The sequence below is a fragment of the Pseudomonas sp. IT-93MI4 genome (assembly GCF_949767635.1).
Lineage (GTDB): Bacteria > Pseudomonadota > Gammaproteobacteria > Pseudomonadales > Pseudomonadaceae > Aquipseudomonas > Aquipseudomonas putida_A.
In genome coordinates, this window is record NZ_CATKPP010000033.1 from 467,067 (window position 1) to 483,641 (window position 16,575).

The 16,575-nt window shown below is 61.8% G+C and carries 13 protein-coding genes; 2 read left to right on the forward strand and 11 right to left on the reverse strand.

Annotated features, from left to right (window positions below):
- Positions 1-75: 75 nt before the first annotated feature.
- From ACM6I7_RS16705 to ACM6I7_RS16730, 6 genes are all read right to left on the reverse strand, one after another.
- A complete protein-coding gene (locus ACM6I7_RS16705) occupies positions 76-1,449 on the reverse strand; it encodes a DUF1329 domain-containing protein (protein ID WP_027614127.1) in 1,374 nt (457 codons plus the stop codon).
- A gap of 151 nt (positions 1,450-1,600) precedes the next feature.
- Positions 1,601-3,559: a DUF1302 domain-containing protein gene (locus tag ACM6I7_RS16710; protein ID WP_336837834.1), complete on the reverse strand. Its 1,959-nt coding sequence runs from the start codon at positions 3,557-3,559 to the stop codon at positions 1,601-1,603.
- A gap of 47 nt (positions 3,560-3,606) precedes the next feature.
- Entirely contained in the window at positions 3,607-4,896 is a 1,290-nt protein-coding gene (locus ACM6I7_RS16715) for a phospholipase (RefSeq protein WP_027614129.1), read from the reverse strand.
- Between the two features lie 242 nt (positions 4,897-5,138).
- The gene (locus ACM6I7_RS16720; RefSeq protein ID WP_414888896.1) at positions 5,139-6,707 is read right to left on the reverse strand and encodes an FGGY-family carbohydrate kinase; all 1,569 of its coding nucleotides are present in this window, start codon (positions 6,705-6,707) and stop codon (positions 5,139-5,141) included.
- A 20-nt stretch (positions 6,708-6,727) separates the two neighbouring features.
- On the reverse strand, positions 6,728-8,323 hold the full coding sequence (locus ACM6I7_RS16725; RefSeq protein WP_414888897.1) for a glycerol-3-phosphate dehydrogenase/oxidase: 1,596 nt from the start codon (positions 8,321-8,323) through the stop codon (positions 6,728-6,730).
- A gap of 5 nt (positions 8,324-8,328) precedes the next feature.
- Positions 8,329-9,924, reverse strand: a complete 1,596-nt coding sequence (locus ACM6I7_RS16730; protein ID WP_414888898.1) for an FAD-binding oxidoreductase — start codon at positions 9,922-9,924, stop codon at positions 8,329-8,331.
- Positions 9,925-10,135: 211 nt separating this feature from the next.
- Here ACM6I7_RS16730 and ACM6I7_RS16735 point away from each other — a divergent pair, with 211 nt between their 5' ends.
- Complete coding sequence (locus ACM6I7_RS16735) at positions 10,136-11,152, forward strand: AraC family transcriptional regulator (protein WP_027614133.1); 1,017 nt, start codon at positions 10,136-10,138, stop codon at positions 11,150-11,152.
- 520 nt (positions 11,153-11,672) lie between these two features.
- Positions 11,673-12,038 (forward strand): DUF6124 family protein, encoded by a 366-nt coding sequence (locus ACM6I7_RS16740; RefSeq protein WP_027614134.1) that lies wholly within the window; start codon positions 11,673-11,675, stop codon positions 12,036-12,038.
- 61 nt (positions 12,039-12,099) lie between these two features.
- Here ACM6I7_RS16740 and ACM6I7_RS16745 read toward each other — a convergent pair whose 3' ends face one another.
- The 5 genes from ACM6I7_RS16745 to ACM6I7_RS16765 all read right to left on the reverse strand — a co-directional run bounded on the left by ACM6I7_RS16745 (position 12,100) and on the right by ACM6I7_RS16765 (position 16,557).
- Positions 12,100-12,468 (reverse strand): glyoxalase superfamily protein, encoded by a 369-nt coding sequence (locus ACM6I7_RS16745; RefSeq protein ID WP_095139854.1) that lies wholly within the window; start codon positions 12,466-12,468, stop codon positions 12,100-12,102.
- Between the two features lie 119 nt (positions 12,469-12,587).
- Positions 12,588-14,045 carry an N-acyl-D-amino-acid deacylase family protein gene (locus ACM6I7_RS16750; RefSeq protein ID WP_414888899.1) on the reverse strand — a complete coding sequence of 486 codons (1,458 nt, stop codon included), beginning with the start codon at positions 14,043-14,045 and terminating at the stop codon, positions 12,588-12,590.
- 25 nt (positions 14,046-14,070) lie between these two features.
- Complete coding sequence (locus ACM6I7_RS16755) at positions 14,071-14,709, reverse strand: YdcF family protein (RefSeq protein WP_115988255.1); 639 nt, start codon at positions 14,707-14,709, stop codon at positions 14,071-14,073.
- Positions 14,706-15,416, reverse strand: coding sequence for an HAD family hydrolase (locus ACM6I7_RS16760; protein ID WP_414888900.1), 711 nt, complete (start codon positions 15,414-15,416; stop codon positions 14,706-14,708). The genes ACM6I7_RS16755 and ACM6I7_RS16760 overlap by 4 nt, the downstream gene beginning before the upstream one ends.
- Positions 15,382-16,557 carry an MFS transporter gene (locus ACM6I7_RS16765; protein ID WP_096795297.1) on the reverse strand — a complete coding sequence of 392 codons (1,176 nt, stop codon included), beginning with the start codon at positions 16,555-16,557 and terminating at the stop codon, positions 15,382-15,384. Before ACM6I7_RS16765 ends, ACM6I7_RS16760 begins: the two co-directional genes overlap by 35 nt.
- Positions 16,558-16,575: the final 18 nt, after the last annotated feature.

Sequence of the window (16,575 nt, forward strand, 5' to 3'; positions counted from 1 at the left end):
AGATCGATTCGCGAGCAGGCTCGCTCCTACAGGGGTTGCGTTGGATCAGCAGGCCGGTGCGCGTGTTGCCTGACTCTAGCGAGTCCCGCGCTGGCGCAACGCCGAGGGCATGAAATACGCGTCTTCCGGCACCGGTTGCGAGAAGTCCACGGTGGAGGCTTCTTCGTTGTCGAGGTTCTGCACGTAGTAACGGCGGGCCTGCAGGTCGTGGAACACGTCCAGTGCGCTCCAGGTGGTCGGCAGATCGTAGAAGTTTTTAAGGTAGGCCATCGACACCCGCCACAGCTCCCCTCGCCCATCGTATTGATCAACCAGCGCCGCCCCCCAGCTGTCCTCGTCGAGGAACAGCACGCGTTTGGAATAGACATGCCGCGCGCCCGGTTTGAGATTGCCTTCGACCACCCACACGCGGTGCAGCTCATAGCGGGTGAATTGCGGGTTGAGGTGGCCCGGGGTAAGCAGTTGCGCGTACTTCACGTCGGGGCTGCCGACCTTGTAGTTGTTGTAGGGAATGTAGATTTCCTGCTTGCCCTTGAGCTTCCAGTCGTAGCGGTCCGGCGCGCCGTTGAACAGGTCGGTGTCATCGGCGGTGCGCAGGCCATCGGACGAGGCGATCGGCGTGTCATACGCCAGGTTCGGCGCACGGCGCACGCGGCGTTGGCCGGCATCGTAGACCCAGGCTTGGCGCGGGTCCTTGAGCTGATCGAGCATCTCGTGCACCAACGCCGCACCGCCGGCCAGCCGCGCCGGGCTTTTCACGAAAGCGAGGTAGTAGAACAGGATGTTTTTCAGGTCGGCGTACTGCCCGCCCGGACGGTAGAAGTTGAACAGCGCTTCCTGCTGCGAGGTCACCAGCGCAAAGCTGCCGTTGCGCTGCACCGGGGCTTCGGACGCGCGACGTACCACGTAGATTCCGCGATAACGGGTGATGTGGTTCCACAGCACTTCGATGCCGTCCTTGGGCACCGGGAACGGTACGCCGCCGTAGGCATCGGCGAATCCGCTGCCGCCCTCCAGCAACTTGGCCGAGGTCGCGTTCTTCAGGGTGTTGTCATACAGCCACTGCGGCGCCGAACCGGAACGACGCGACGGGTAGACCGGCATCTGGAACGTGTCCGGGTAGCTGTTGAACAGCGCAATCTGACCGGGGCTGAGGTGGGCCTTGTACTGGTCGAGATTGGCCTTGGTAATGGTGAACAACGGCTTGTCCGCCGCATATGGATCCGGGTGATGTTGGCCCGGTTTGTAGCCGGCGGGCGCCTGGGTGATGCCGCCGGTCCAGGCCGGAATGGTGCCGGCGGCGTTGCCGGCGCGCTCGGCGCCCATAGGCGTGAGGGTGGTTTTCAGTTGTTCGGCTTGTTGCGGGGTGATGGCGGCGAGGGCGCTGCCGGCGGTGAGGCCCAGAACCAGCGCCAGCGAAATTCGGGTCATGCTTGAAGTGTGAAACATGATCTTCTCCAAAGTACAAAAACCTGTGGGAGCGAGCCTGCTCGCGAAAGCGGTGTATCAGTCGACATCAATGTTGAAGGTGCCTGCCTCTTCGCGAGCAGGCTCGCTCCCACAGGGGGGATGAGGTGTTGCTGAAATCTCGTGTAGTCCCTTAAAGGAAATACTTGAGATTGAACCCGACGTTGTCGCGGTCGCGAATCCCGTTGTTCTGCCCGCCGCCCCAGAAGTTGGTGTACTGCACCTCGGCTTCGAGCTTGTTCTGGTAGTTGGCCTTGATCCCCAGGGTGTAGGCCTTACGCCCGTCGATGGTGTTGCCGGCCTGATAGCTGTTGCCCTTGAAGTCGTCCTTGTAGACGACGTAAGGCGACACGTTGACCCCGGCGTACACGTCGTTCCAGGTGCCGTTGAACATCACCGTGTAGCTGTAGGAGTTGCGGTTGACCTGATCATCACGATCACCGCCGGACACATAAGAGGTGTTGCCGGTACCGGCGTAATAGCGCGTGCTGCCGTCGTAGGCGGTGTATTGCAGACTGCTGCCGCGCAGGTGTTCGGAGGCCAGTTCGAAGATGCCGAACATCGAGTCGAACGACAGCGTCGGGCCGAAGTTGTAGATGCTGCCCAGTGAGGTGTTGAACGCTTCCACGCGCTCGGCGTTGTTGATCTCGCTGTCGAGGGTGACCATCTGCCCGCCGACGTTGATCGCCTTGCCGGTCACCGCCACAGCGGCACCGTTGGCCAGATCGCCGATCAAGTCGTTAGTCGCGGCGATGCCGATCGGCAGGTTCGGCCGGTAGGCAATCTCGCCGAACACCGAGGCCTGGCCCAAAGTGGTATTGAAGCTGAAACCATACATGCGGATGTCTTCGGCATAACGCCGATGTGCCTGAATGTTGCCCATCACATCGGCCGTCGCCAGACCGTTAGCCAGCGCCCCGGCCTGACTGCCAGCGACGCTGGAGAGCATGTTGGTCAGGGCATTCATATCGATGCCTTTGTAGCCACCGAGGTCAGCGGCGATGGTCGGCTCCTTGGCGTGGTAGTTGACCAGATACAGGCCGAACTCGGTGCTGTTGAGCTCCTCGGCGATGTAGCGAAACGCAAAGCCAAACTGACCATCGTTGCGCGCGTTGTAGTCCTTGCCGATCGACGCCACTTTCAGCGTATTGCCGTAGGCCGGCGTCACACCGTTGGCGTACAGGCCGGTGCTTTTCAGCGCCGGGCCGAGCAACGGATTGTTGCCCAGTGCGCTGTACAGCCCGATAACGTTGCCGAAGCCCGGCACAGGGGTGTCGAGCGCAGTGCCGCTGAAGTTGTTGTAACCGGTGTTGCCGCCATCGGCGAACAAGTCGGTCTGCGAGTAGAAAGTGCCGACCGGGTCGATGCGGGTTTCCTTCCAGTTGGTCTGGTAGAAGCTCTCCAGGGTCAACGAATCGCTGAGGCCAATGTTGAAGCTCACGGCCTCCACCGGCATCAACACTTCCTTGACCTCGGCCCCCGGCAAACGGTATTTCGCCGCGTCGACCGGGTTGGTGGTGTTGATCCCGCCGCGATAGAAGATCCCCTCGCCCCAGTTGAACACCTGACGACCGACCCGCGCAGTGACCGGCATCTGCGCCACGTCCCAGTTACCGTAGACATAAGCGTCCAGCATTTCGATCCGGCTGCCGGCGATGTCGCGGGTCTGGCTGGTGAAGCGGTCGTCCTGCGGGTAACTCTGGCTCGGCTGCGACGGGTTGTTGTTGCGGTAGTAATCGTTGCGCTTGTCCATCAACTGGGTGTCGTAGAACGCCGTGCCGCGCAGGAACATCCCGTAGTTCTGGTAGTTGGCCTCAAGCTCGGAAGTGATCTTGTACACCTCGGAAACCAATCCGGTGTCGAAGTTGCGATTGCCGTCGTTGGTGTTGACGTCGTCGTTGTTCTTGTCACGGCCCTGCACCCGCCACAAACGCCCATAGGACAGGGTCGTGTCGATCGAGCCGGTGACTTGATTGTCCAGCACGCTGAACTCGGCAGCCTGCAACGCATCCACCGCACAGAGTTGCAGCAGCCCTGCCAGGCCGACACCGGGCAGGGCCACGCCGGTGAGGCGCAATCGAGTGTTGATCATGGGTTCCTCCTTCCTTGTTCTTATTGTTTTTTGCGTGACCGCGATGGCTACGGTGCCAGTCCCGCACGGACATAAATCCGGCTGTGCGCGCCGAAATGCCCGAGCAGTTTGAACAGCTGCTGATTGAGTGCTGGATGCTCGAAGGTCTCGCGCTGCATCTGATTGCCGCTGCTGAAATCACTGGTCACCGGGGCCGTCTCCAGCCACTGGCCGATGGTTTCATCGAACGCCGCCGAGTCCTCGACCGACTCGGCGCTGACCACGTCGCGCAAGTAGTCCACCGAGTACGGCGGATAGTGTTGGTCTTGAGCGACATCGGCGTAGGCCGCGAGCATCGGATGCGCCAGACCGGTGCGCAGCACGCGGCGCAGCCAGGTCGATTGATACTTCTCGATTTCCATATGGCGGGTGGCGACCCGTTCGATCGAGGCTTTTTTATCGTCGGCAAAACCGGCTAGCGCCTTGCCTTCCAGCAACAACAGACTCGGCAGCTCGACCCCGGGCAGCGGCTTGGCGTGATACGGCTGGGTCAGATCCTGCACGTGATGCACGCCCCAACCGAGGAACCGGTAGCCCCAGTAAGGATGGCCACTGGCGAACGCCAAACGCGCCAAGCCCAAGTACTGATAAGCGCGCCAGTCCGGCCAACTGCGCTGAAGAAATCCGGCAGCGGCATACACCACCGGACTCTCATGGAAGAAGCCCATGTGGAACGGCGCCTGCGAGCTGTACTGAAAACGCGCATCACCAAACGGCTGCGGGCCGAAGCCATACAGCGCGCCGACCTCGCCGGGGTTATCGCTGAACAGGTTGATGTCATGACCGTAATCCGGCTCGTCGGCGGCGCTCGCCAGTACCGCCAGCGCCGCGACTTTATCGCCGTCCGCCACGCGAATGAAACGCTGACGATTCCATGGCGAAAGCGTCTGTTCGACCATCACCTGATCGGCACTGAGATGTTCGCGCTCGGGGATGTCTTGGCCCGACAGCGGCTGAATGACCATCGCCAGATGAATGCGCGGATTGAGTCGCAACGCGGTGAGAAAATCGTGGCGCAGATCGTCACTCGGTACGGCGGGCAGCTTCAGATTGTCGGGTCGCGGCGGGTACTGGGTGAAGTGTTCACGGGCGAAGTTTTCCTGTTGTTCCAGCAGCGCGACCACTGCCGGATACTGCTCGGCGAGAAAACGCTCCAGCGGCTCGACCTCGACCGGCGGCGCATCGCGCAGCGCCGGCAGTTCCTGCAACGCCAGATAGCTGCCCACCGTGTGGTTCGACCAGCCCCACGCCGTCGGGGCCGTTGCACAAAGCAGCAACAGGAGAAAGGTCAGCTTCATTGCTTTTAATTCTTATTGGAGGTGCCGTGGGGGTGAGCCTAACAACCGCCCCCGGCGCTGACACTGTCCGATCTCACCAGAAAAAGTCTCCGATAGCGCCATGTGCACAATAGCGAGAACACCACTGTTCCCCTGTGGGAGCGGGCTTGCTCGCGAAGGCGGTGTGTCAGCTTGCACATGAGGTGACGGGCAGGCCGCCTTCGCGAGCAAGCCCGCTCCCACAGGAGATCACCACCGTACTTTTAAGCGGGGTAACCGGTGATTTTGCGGATGCTCTGGTACAGCGGCTTGAGCTGGCGATACATGCGCAGGTACACCTCGTTGTACAAACGCTCATAGACCTGCTGTGCCTCGGGCTGCGGGGTGAATACCGTCCCGACGCGGGTCATCGCGGCGATTGCCGTGGGGAAATCCGCATACAAGCCCAACCCCACCGCACAGCAAATCGCCGCGCCCAGACCGGACGCCTCGTACACATGCGGACGCTCCGCCGGCAGACCAAAAATATTCGCCGTGAGCTGCATCGCTGCATCACTCTGCGAACCGCCACCGGCCACCCGCAGACGCTTGATCGACACCTTCGAACGCCTCTCGATGTTCTCCAGGCCCTGGCGCAACGCATACGCCAGCCCTTCCAGAATCGCCCGGTAAATATGCGCGCGGGTGTGCACGTCGCCGAAGCCGATCATCGCGCCTTTGGCTTCGACACCCGGCTCACGAATCCCCGGCGACCAATACGGTTGCAGCATCAGCCCCATCGATCCCGGCGGCACCGCGTTGACCAGCGCATCGAACAGTTGCTCAGGTTCAATGCCCTGCTCTTGCGCCTGCTGCATTTCACGCAGGCCGAACTCGTTCTTGAACCAGCTGACCATCCAGTAACCGCGATAAATCATCACCTCGCAGTTGTACTGATCCGGCACCGCCGAGGGGTACGGCGGGATCAACGGGACGATTTCCAGATAGCGCGAACGGGTGCTGGTGATCGTCGCGGTGGTGCCGTAGGACAGGCACACCGTACTCGCATCGACCACGCCGGAACCGACCACTTCGCAGGCCTTGTCAGCGCCCGCGGCAATCAGCGGCAGCCCCTCGGGAATCCCGGTGTGGTGGCTGGCTTCGACGCTGATGTAGCCGAGGGTTTCGCCGGGTTTGTGCAAGGTCGGCAATTGCTCGGGACGCACCGCCAGCGCCTGCCATTTCCAGTCGCTGGGCGCGGCCCATTTCAACCGTTTGAAGTCGAACGGCAGATAGCCGACGCAACAACCCACCGAGTCGACAAAGCGCCCACACAAACGATGGGTGAGAAACCCCGAGAGCAGCAAAAACTTGTCGGTCGCCGCCCATACTTCAGGCTGGTGTCTGGCGATCCAGTTGGCCTCGGCCTGAGCGCGAAAATAATCCACGGTGGCCTGCGCGCCGACCAGTTTGAATAGCCAGCCCCACGGCCCCTTGATCCCGCCCTCGACTTCGCTCTGGCGCTGATCGAGCCACAGAATGGCCGGGCGCAGCGGCTTGCCCTGAGCATCGACGTTGATCACCGTGCCGCGCTGAGTGGTCAGCGACACCCCGGCAATCTGCGAGCGATCAATCCCGGTTTGCGCCCATACCTGCTGACAAGCCTCGCCGAGTTTCGCCCAATAATATTCCGGGTCCTGTTCGGCCCAGCCCGGTTGCGTCGAGTAATACGCCTGCAACTCGACCTTGCCTTTGCCCAGCAGATTGCCCTGCAAATCGAAGAGCAATGCGCGCACGCTCTGGGTGCCGTTGTCGATCGCCAGCAGGTAGTGCTTGTTCGGGGGGGTATCCATGGCGCTCTCTTTTAGGGGCCTCAAGGCGTGGCATCCGGCAGACCGTGATGGCGTTGCCACAACGCCCGGTAACGCTGCAGCTCTTGCTGCCAGTGTGCATCGTCCCAGCCCAGTCTTGGCTGGCAGAGTTGGCGGATGGCAGCGAAATATTCTTCACCACCGCGCGCCAGCAACAGTCCCAGACGGGTACGACGTAGCAATAGATCATCGAGGTGCAGCACCATTTCCGCCTCACAGGCGAAGGCCAGTTCTGCCCACAAGGTGTCGGTGTTGCCGACCGTCTCGTGACCCAACTCGTCGATCAACTGCGCCAGTCGCGGCAGGTCGCGACCGTGCCTGCCGGCCAGACGTCGCCACTGTTGCGGGCTGAGTCCGGGGATCGGCCGTGGTGCTACAGCGGTAAAAACCGCTGCGCCATCATCTTCGAAATCGCGGCCAAGCATGTCGCCACAGGCCTTGAGCACTTCGATGGCTTGCGGGCGAAACGTCGTCAGTTTGCCGCCAGCCAACGTGACGCACCCCGGCTCCTGCCACAGCACATGTTCACGGGTTTCATTCGACGGCTTGCCTTGCTGTTCACCCGCCGCGCTGCCGACCACCGGACGCACGCCGGACCAGGTCGACAGCACATCGCTCGCCGTCACTTCGGCACCTGGAAATTGTTGCGTGCAGGCCGCCAGCAGATAGTCGAGTTCGTCAGCGCTGATGCTCGCGCTCTGGTCCAGATTCTCGCGATGATCGAGGTCGGTGGTGCCGACCACCGTCGCCCCTTCCCACGGAAAAACGAACACTGGCCGACGGTCGCGCGCATGCAGAAAAGTGAAGGCCTGCGCCACCGGCAAACGCCAGCCCGGCAACAGCAGATGGCTGCCGCGCAATGGCCGCAACTGTCGTGGTGCCTCGGGCAAACGCAGGCGCTCAGCCCACGCTCCGGTCGCCACCGCCAACACGCCGCAACGCAATTGCAGCGATCCACCCGCTTCGCAGTCCTCGATCTGCACCCCACACACCCGACCGTTTTCGCGCAGCAAATGTTCGACGCGCACCCCGTTGAGCACTACCGCGCCATCGGCCCGCGCTTCGCTTAACACGCGCATCACCAGCCGTGCGTCATCGGTCAGCGCATCGACAAAACAGGTGCCGCCGAGCAGGTGATTTTCCTTCACCCCAGGCGCCAGAAAACGCAGTTGCTGCGCATCATGAAAACGATGGCTGCGGCGTCCCGCCAACGCGTCGTAAACCGACAACAAGCCACCGAGCACACGCGGCCCGGGAAAGCCGCCGCGATAGTGCGGCATCATGAAACTCATCGGTTCCACCAGTCCCGGCGCTTCATCGAGCAGACGCTGACGCTCGCGCACCGAATCGCGGGTCAGGCGCCACTGGCCCTTGGCGATGTAACGCAAACCGCCGTGAACCATTTTCGACGATCGGCTAGAGGTGCCCCAAGCGAAATCCCGTTGCTCCAGCAGCAGACAACGCCAGCCACGCCGCGCCGCTTCGCGCAGAATTCCAGCACCGCTGATGCCGCCGCCAATCACGATCAGGTCCCAGGTTTCGTCGGTCAATGTCGGCAAGGTTTGCTGGCGCCACGCGGCGTTCCAGTCCGGGTGCATGATCGTCACTCCTGCATCAGCGTGCCGGGGTTGAGGCGCCCGGCCGGATCGAAGTGTTTGCTCAGCGCCTGCAAGGTGTCCATCGCCAGTGCGCCTTTCTCGCGCGGTAGATACGGCGCATGATCCTTGCCGACCCCATGCTGGTGGCTGATCGTGCCGTGGTTGTCGACGATGGTCTGGCTGGCCGCGTGCTTGAGTGCCTGCCAGCGCGCCAGCGTCGCCGGATAATCCGCCGCCGGGCGAAACACATAGGTGGTGTAGATGCTCGAACCTTCGCCGTAGACGTGGGACAGATGGGTGAACACATGCACCCGCTCACCCTGCGCCGCCAAGGCATCGCGCAAGCTGTTTTCGATCAGGTTGAGCAGATTGTCGACGTTGCTCCAGTCGGTGGCGGTTTCCAGGGTGTCGACCACATAACCGGCGTTCCACAGGTTCTCGCGCAGGTAGGGGAAACGGAAGCGGTTCTGCGCCCACTTGTTGCCGAGCAAGGTGCCGGTGAACACGCCGCCGAAAGCTTTCAGATGCTGCCGCGCTTGGCTCAACGACAGCGCGTTTTGCCGACGGTTGCCGGTCACGCCGAAGGTCAGCAGGCACTTGCCTTCACCGGCACCGCACAGGTTCAGATACTTCTCCAGCCAGGCGATCTGCTGCGGATGCCCGGCCAGCGCCAGTTGGGTTTCGGTCTCCACCGCGTTCGACAGGCGCAGCATCGACAACGGCACTCGCGCCTGGGCCAATTGGCGGATCGCTTGCAGCGCCTTGCTCCAACTGGGCAGGAACACTCCGTAAAAACGCTCATCGGCGGGCAGCGGACTGACCCGAACTTTGACCTCGGAAATGATCCCGAAACGGCCCTCGCAACCGAGCACCACTTCGCGCAGATCAGGCCCCGCCGCCGAAGCTGGGAACGTCGGAATTTCCAAGGGCCCGGCGAAAGTTTCCAGGGTGCCGCCAGCGAACAATTGCTCGATGCGCCCGTAGCGCAACGACTGCTGACCGCTGGAGCGACTGGCGACCCATCCGCCCAGCGTCGACAGCTCCCACGACTGCGGGAAATGCCCCAGCGTGTAGCCGCGAGCGCGCAGCTGACTTTCCACCTGCGGGCCACTGGCGCCGGGGCCGAACGTCGCCAACTGGCTCTGCTCGTCGAGGTCGATCAGGCGATTCATCCGCGCCAGCGACACCGTCACTACAGGCCGCGTCGAATCCGGCGGATTGATGTGCCCGGCCACCGAGGTGCCGCCGCCGTAGGGAATCAGGCACAGGTCCTGCTCATGGGCCAGGACCAGCAATTGACGGATCTGCTCGGCGGTTTCCGGGAACGCCACCGCATCGGGATAGTTGCCCAGCGCACCTTCGCGCAGCGCCAGCCAGTCCGGCAGGCTCTGGCCCCGGGCGTGCAGCAGACGGTCATGGGCATCAACGCTGTACAAGGTGTGCGCCGCCAGCCGCGAGAGCGGCACCCGCGCCAATGCCGCGTCCAGCGTGGCATCGGGCAACACGTGCCCGGCCCCCAACCGTTCATGGAGAAAGCTCGCGCCCTGGGCCGGCAGTTCGACCACCGTGGTTGCTTCTCCCCAGCCGTTCCAGCGTCGCATGCGTGTGTCCTTCTTATGCAGTCTGATCAGTGATGTGGCAGGCCTCCATACTAGTCAGCGGCCAAAAAGTGTCACGGTCGCATCCGGCCAGTTCGAGTAGCCAATTGAGTCAAACGTCGCGCAAGTGCCAGCCATTTACTTTAGTCGGGGTTTCAAATTACCTTTCAGGCATTCATTCGCTCACGCAGGCCTTGATCAAGGGATTCGGATCATGCAATCGCTCGGCTTCACCTCGGTTCCGCCGCTGCTCAAATACGTGCGCCATGCCGAGCAGCTGGGCATGGCCATCGAGCCGGCGTTGGCGGCAGCCGGTTTGCAGGCGCAGCAACTGAGCGACAACAGCCTGCGCCTGCCGGGCGAAACCCATGAACGCCTGCTCGATTATTTCTGCGAGCACTCGGGCGACCCGCTGTTTGGTCTCAACGCGGCCAATTTCGTCCTGCCCAATTCCTGGAGCGTGCTCGGTTACATCACCATGAACTGCGCGACCCTGGGCGATGCCATGAGCCGGATCATGCCGTTCGAAAAACTGGTGGGCGACATGGGCGTCAGCCGCGCCGAAGTGCAGGACGGTCATGTACACCTGATCTGGACTTGCCGCTACGAGCGTCCGCGGATTCGTCGGCATCTGGTGGAAAACGTTCTTGGCTCATGGCTGCAATATGCACGCTGGATTGCCGACACACAGATGTCGCCCGCCGCCGTGTGGCTGGAACATCCGTGCCCGCCAGATGCTACCCAGGCGCAGTACGAAGCGTTTTTCGATTGCCCGGTGCTGTTCGAGCAGGCCTATTCAGCGCTGATCGTGCCGCTGGCGTATCTGCAATTACCGCTGCGCCAGGCCGATGCGCAATTGCTGCGTACGCTGGAAGAACACGCGATGGGTTTGATGGCGACGCTGGAGGATGCATCGCTGGAACAACGGGTCAAAAGCATCCTGCGCCAGTTGCTCAAGGAAGGCTTGCCGCGCAAGGAACAGGTGGCCGAGCAGCTCGCGGTGTCGGTGCGCACGTTGCAGCGCCAGTTGCATCAGGCGGGGACGTCGTATCAGCAGATTCTTGATGACTTGCGTCAGGAGCTGGCCGAGCATTATTTGCTCAACAGCACCTTGCCGATTCAGGACATTGCGCAGTATCTGGGGTTTACCGAACCACGGTCGTTTCATCGCACGTTCAAGAGCAGGCGCGGGATGCCGCCGGGGGAGTTTCGGCAGATGCATCGCGGGTGATTATTCTGGCCTCATCGCTGGCAAGCCAGCTCCCACAGTGACCGGGTCGTACACAAAATCTGCGGCTCGCACATAACCCTGTGGGAGCTGGCTTGCCAGCGAAGGCGCCAGTGGCCACACCAAAAACCCGACAGACAATTCCTCAATTTCAGCAACCCAATAAACCCACTGCAACCCCCGTGTTTAAAGACACTCAGTGTTACGCCCTACTGCCTACAAATCCTTGCGCCACTGCCTACGGCTACGCCAGAATCCGCCGGCTTGTGCGCCCCGGAGGCCGTCGGTAACTTGAGTCCGTCACTGATTTCCAGTGATCGGGTTTAGTAGCCCGAGGTTCTTCCAGGGTGCATTGCACATCAAACAGTCAGGCATTTTCCGTCTGCGCTCTATGGTGGCTGTGCGCAGGGCGCTTTCGAGCGCGCCGGTTCCCTGGGTCCCCGGTCTACTAACCTGCGCACAGCTGCCACCTCTTCTTATTAGTAGAGAAGCGGTGATGGCTCCTACTTCAGGACCCAAAATCATGTTCAAAGTTACGCCCAACCCGCCGCCCACCGACGCGGCCTCCCCCTATGAATCCCCCGAATCAAGGAAATTCCACGAAGCCGCCGAGCGCGCCCTCGACCACTACCTCGGCCCACCGAGGCCCGCGATCATGGCCACCCCGTACCAGCCCAATCGTCTCTACATGGCCAATCCGGCCAGCGGCACCGAACCGTTGCTGGCCGACGCCTGCGAATCCCTCGGCTCGGCCACCGTGATGCTCAACGACTTCGCCGGGCTACTGGAAGGCTCGCACCGCAAGACTCTGCAAGGCATCGCGCAAGTAGTGATGGTGGCGGAGATCGCCGTCAACCGGGTGCTGGACAAGTTAGTGCCGACCGAATAAACGAAAAAGCCCGCGGCCAGACCTTGATGGTATGGCAGCGGGCTTTTTTGCCTGTCTCGAATCAGACACTGATCGCGTTGGTGAACACCAGTCGATTACCAAACGGATCGGCAATGGTCATGTCCTGACTGCCCCACGGCATCGCCTGAATCTGTGGGTGCGAGAATTTATATTCCTTGGCCATCAGTTGCTGCTGAAACGCCTCCAGCTCATCGGTCTCGATGCGCAACGCCGAGCCAGGCGTCGCATCGCCATGATGCTCGGACAGGTGCAGCACGCACTCGCCACGGGACACCTGCAGATACAGCGGGAAGTTCGCTTCGAAACGATGCTGCCAGTCGATCTTGAAACCGAGGAAGTCGACGTAAAACTCCAACGCCTTGGCTTCATCGAAGATCCGCAGGATCGGGGTGGTTTTGCCGAAGCTCATGGGGTGCTCCCTGACTTGTTTGGCCCAAAAGTGTAGACGGGCTGGATGTCAGCAATTCGGCTTGGCGGTGGCTTTCTTTAATTGCAATGTGCCACCACTGTGACGCACTCCGCGAAACGTCAGCGAAAGTTGTTGCGCAAATCCCCGTCCCGCGCCAGAAACCGCCCTTCCCGGCGACCATTCGCCTGCCCGTCGCGATAACTCAACACACCATTGACCCACACCCCATCAATCCCCTGCGCCGCCCGCTGCGGATCAGCGAAATCTGCCACATCGCGCACCGTCGCCGGATCGAACAGCACCAGATCCGCCCAGTGCCCCTCGCGAATCTCGCCGCGCTCTTTCAAGCCAAACCGCACCGCCGACAGGCCGGTCATCTTGTGTACCGCCGTGTGCAGCGGAAACAACCCGAGATCGCGACTGAAATGGCCGAGCACTCGTGGGAAAGCGCCCCACAGGCGTGGATGCGGGAATGGGTCTTCCGGCAGTCCGTCAGACCCGACCATCGACAGTGGATGCGCGAGGATTTTTCGTACATCGGCCTCGTCCATGCCGTAGTACACCGCGCCCGCCGGTTGCAGGCGCTTGGCGGCTTCGAGCAGTGGCACGTTCCATTCGGCGGCGATGTCGATCAGGTCGCGACCGCTGACTTCGGGGTGCGGCGTCGACCAGGTGATGGTGATGCGATGGGCATCGGTGACTTGCTTCAGATCCAGCGTCGAAGAGCTCGCCGCGTAGGGATAGCAATCGCATCCTACGTGCTGGGTTTTCGCTGCTTCCTCCAACGCCGCGAGCAACTGCGGACTGCGCCCCCAATTACCGACACCGGCGCATTTGAGGTGGGAGATGATCACCGGTGACCGCGAATGACGGCCGATGCTGAACGCTTCTTCCATCGCCTCCAGCACCGGTTCGAATTCACTGCGCAGATGGGTGGTGTACACCGCGCCGAACGCCGTGAGTTCTTCGGTCAGTTGCTTCACTTCGTCGGTGGAGGCGTTAAAGGCGCTGGCGTAGGCCAGGCCTGTGGATAAACCTAGCGCGCCGGCCTCAAGGCTTTCACGCAATTGCTCGCGCATGGCGGTGATTTCGTCAGGCGTGGCGGTGCGGAACAGGTCGTCGAGGTGATTGCTGCGCAGTGCGGTGTGGCCGACCAGTGCGGCGACGTTCAGCGTGGTGTTCGCCGCTTCGACGGCGGCGCGATAATCGCTGAAGCGCGGATAGACGAACGCCGCTGCGGTACCAAGCAGGTTCATCGGGTCCGGCGGATTGCCTTTCAAACTCACCGGCGAGGCGCTGATCCCACAGTTGCCGACGATCACCGTGGTCACGCCCTGGCTGAGCTTGGGCAGCATCTGCGGCTGGCGGATGACCGCGGTGTCGTCGTGGGTGTGCACGTCGATGAAACCCGGGGCGAGCACGCGGCCGGCGGCGTCGATTTCTTCGGTCGCACTGGCGTCGTGCAAGTCGCCGATACGTTCGATGCGCCCGTTGAGAATCGCCACATCGGCGCGGTAACCGGGGGTGTTGCTGCCATCGATGACGGTGGCGTTGCGGATCAGCGTGTCGTACTGCATGTCTGTCTCCCGGCGGGAGTCAGCGTCAACTCCTGCCCTTGATCAAATGGTGATCGAAGCCTTGCTCCACCAGATACCGCCAGGCTACCTGAACCTCTTCGGGGATCGCCTGTTCGACCTGAAAACCCAACGCAGGGTAAACCATGATGCGGTGCACATCGCCGACCATTTCGTCGATCAGGCCCAGCACCCCGATCAGGTTGCTGACGTCATCAGGAAAATCGAACGACGGCGCATCCACAAAGGCTTCCAGTCCGGGCCACTGCACGGGCAGGGTCAACGCCACGCGCCGGATCGAATTGGGTTTGGTCAGAAACGTCGCACGACGCACGTCGGGAAACATCGCTCGGGCAAACGCGATGTTTTCGGCAAAGTTGGTCGCGCGGGTTTCCAGGGTGAACTGCTGCGCCGTCACCCCTTGCGCCAAGGCGCGTTGGGCAAAAATATCGGCTTCGGAGCGTTCCCACAAATGCCGGGTCCAGTTGCCGGTATTGCCGGTGAACAACAGGTGGGGTGCCACGCCGTCTTTCAACAGTTGGCAGGCGTAATCGCAGACCCGCAAGTCGTAGGAGCCGCAGACCACGATCAGTTCACAAGGGCTGTGTTGGCGCCCCGCACCGAGGAATTTCCAGAGCACGCTGGCGTGCTGCAACGTCAATGTCATGACCGGGCAAACCTCTGGGTCGGGCGCGCGTTGATGAACAGCGCTCCATCGGCATAACCGTGCGCGCCCCTGCCGTCGAGCCTAAGCGCAAGCCGAGTGAAATCGGCATACACGCCTGCAGCACCATGCGCGGTCAGCGTCGGGTCGTCGCCAATGCCGATGCACAGTGCGCCGCTGCTGACCGCCGACTGCACGCCGCTGACAGAGTCTTCGAACACCAGGCATTCATCACTTTGCCGACCCAGTTGTGCCGCCGCCAGGCGATAGGGATCGGGGGCCGGTTTGCCGCTGCGTACGTCGTCGCGGCAGATGATGCTGTCGAACGCCGACGTCAGGTCGTGTTGCTGCAGAACGTGGTCGACCCGCGCCCGCCAACTGCTGGTGACCAGCGCCAGGGGCACGGCGTGCTCGCGGAGTCGGGCGATCAACGCCGCGACGCCCGGCACCAGCGCACAGTTCGTCACCTGCTCGATGGCGTCGACTTCACGCTTGATCGCCACCTGCTGCGCTTCGTCGAACTCGGCAAACAAGGTCTTGAGGGTGTAACCACCGGGGCGGCCGTGGATGTGCTCGTCAATGAACGCCTGATCGACGCTGAGCCCGTACTCGCGCGCCACGGTGGTCCAGGCGTGTTCAATCACCTCGCGCGACTGAATGAGCACGCCGTCCATATCAAAGCAGACGGCTGTAAACGTTTGTTGAGCCATGAGTTGAACTTCGCATTTTCTGATGAGCAATGAACGCCAGCACCGTTCCGACCAACGCGAACAGCGCCATCACGTAGTAGGACCACTGCGGCCGGGTCTGGTACAGGTAGCCGGCGAAAGGTGTGGCCAGGCCCATGGGCAACGCCACCGCCAGGGAGTAATAAACCCCTTGAGTAAAGACCTGAATATCCTGCGGTGCCTGGTCGCGAATAAAGCGCATGATCGCCGCGTGGTAGGCGGCAAAGCTCAGCGCGTGCAGACACTGCCCCAGCAGGATCAGCGACACCGCGTCGCTGTTGGAAAACAGCGCCCAGCGCAGTGCCGCACAGACACTGGAAAACATCACCAGGGACAACGGCGCGCAAAACGCCAGGACCTTGTTGGAGAGCGCGAACCAGGTGATTTCCGCAATCACCGCCACCGCCCAGAACATGCCAATCGCTGAGGAAGAGAAGCCCTTCACTCCCCAACCGATCGAAGCCGTGGAAAAGTACAGGGTGTGGCTCAACTGAATGAAGCTGGCGGCGGCAATCGCGATCAGCAAACTCTTGTGTGCCAATAGCGCCCGCCAGTCAGGCCGTTTGCGCGCCGGGCCGGGCGGCTCCAGATGCGCCCGCGCCACCTGGCGCTTCAGGTGCAAACACGCCACGGCGGTGAGTAACATGCTCGCTGCGATCACCAGCGGCACCCACGACTGGCTGTACTGCGCAAACAGAAAACCACCGAGGGTCGAGGTCAGGATAAAGGCCGATGAGCCTACCGCCCGCACCCAACCGTAATTCTGCAGGGCCAGTTTGTCGCGCTTGAGCAGATAGGACTCGGACAGCGGCAACACCACCATCCATACCCCTCCAAACAGCACACTCAGGCACACGAACATCCATAAGTGCGCCGGGATGAAGTAGAACAGCAACGTACATAACGCGGCGGTAACGCTCAGAACAGCGGCGAGCCGCAACTGATCCACGCGCCAGTCGGCCACATAGGTGATCAGCACCCCGGTCACCACCTGCGGCCAATACGCTGCGGCGATCAGCAAACCGATTTCACTGGCACTGAAACCCAGTGAATCCAGCCAGGTCGGCCAGAACGGATAGATGATCCCTTCCGCCGCAAAGAACCCGAAAAAGATTAAATACATTCGTCAACCATACGCCTG

What these genes read in the sequence shown, in the direction of transcription:
- ACM6I7_RS16705 (WP_027614127.1), bottom strand. Translation starts at nt 1,449, where the DNA reads ATGTTTCACACTTCAAGCATGACCCGAATTTCGCTGGCGCTGGTTCTG.
- ACM6I7_RS16710 (WP_336837834.1), bottom strand. Translation starts at nt 3,559, where the DNA reads ATGATCAACACTCGATTGCGCCTCACCGGCGTGGCCCTGCCCGGTGTC.
- ACM6I7_RS16715 (WP_027614129.1), bottom strand. Translation starts at nt 4,896, where the DNA reads ATGAAGCTGACCTTTCTCCTGTTGCTGCTTTGTGCAACGGCCCCGACG.
- ACM6I7_RS16720 (WP_414888896.1), bottom strand. Translation starts at nt 6,707, where the DNA reads ATGGATACCCCCCCGAACAAGCACTACCTGCTGGCGATCGACAACGGC.
- ACM6I7_RS16725 (WP_414888897.1), bottom strand. Translation starts at nt 8,323, where the DNA reads ATGCACCCGGACTGGAACGCCGCGTGGCGCCAGCAAACCTTGCCGACA.
- ACM6I7_RS16730 (WP_414888898.1), bottom strand. Translation starts at nt 9,924, where the DNA reads ATGCGACGCTGGAACGGCTGGGGAGAAGCAACCACGGTGGTCGAACTG.
- ACM6I7_RS16735 (WP_027614133.1), top strand. Translation starts at nt 10,136, where the DNA reads ATGCAATCGCTCGGCTTCACCTCGGTTCCGCCGCTGCTCAAATACGTG.
- ACM6I7_RS16740 (WP_027614134.1), top strand. Translation starts at nt 11,673, where the DNA reads ATGTTCAAAGTTACGCCCAACCCGCCGCCCACCGACGCGGCCTCCCCC.
- ACM6I7_RS16745 (WP_095139854.1), bottom strand. Translation starts at nt 12,468, where the DNA reads ATGAGCTTCGGCAAAACCACCCCGATCCTGCGGATCTTCGATGAAGCC.
- ACM6I7_RS16750 (WP_414888899.1), bottom strand. Translation starts at nt 14,045, where the DNA reads ATGCAGTACGACACGCTGATCCGCAACGCCACCGTCATCGATGGCAGC.
- ACM6I7_RS16755 (WP_115988255.1), bottom strand. Translation starts at nt 14,709, where the DNA reads ATGACATTGACGTTGCAGCACGCCAGCGTGCTCTGGAAATTCCTCGGT.
- ACM6I7_RS16760 (WP_414888900.1), bottom strand. Translation starts at nt 15,416, where the DNA reads ATGGCTCAACAAACGTTTACAGCCGTCTGCTTTGATATGGACGGCGTG.
- ACM6I7_RS16765 (WP_096795297.1), bottom strand. Translation starts at nt 16,557, where the DNA reads ATGTATTTAATCTTTTTCGGGTTCTTTGCGGCGGAAGGGATCATCTAT.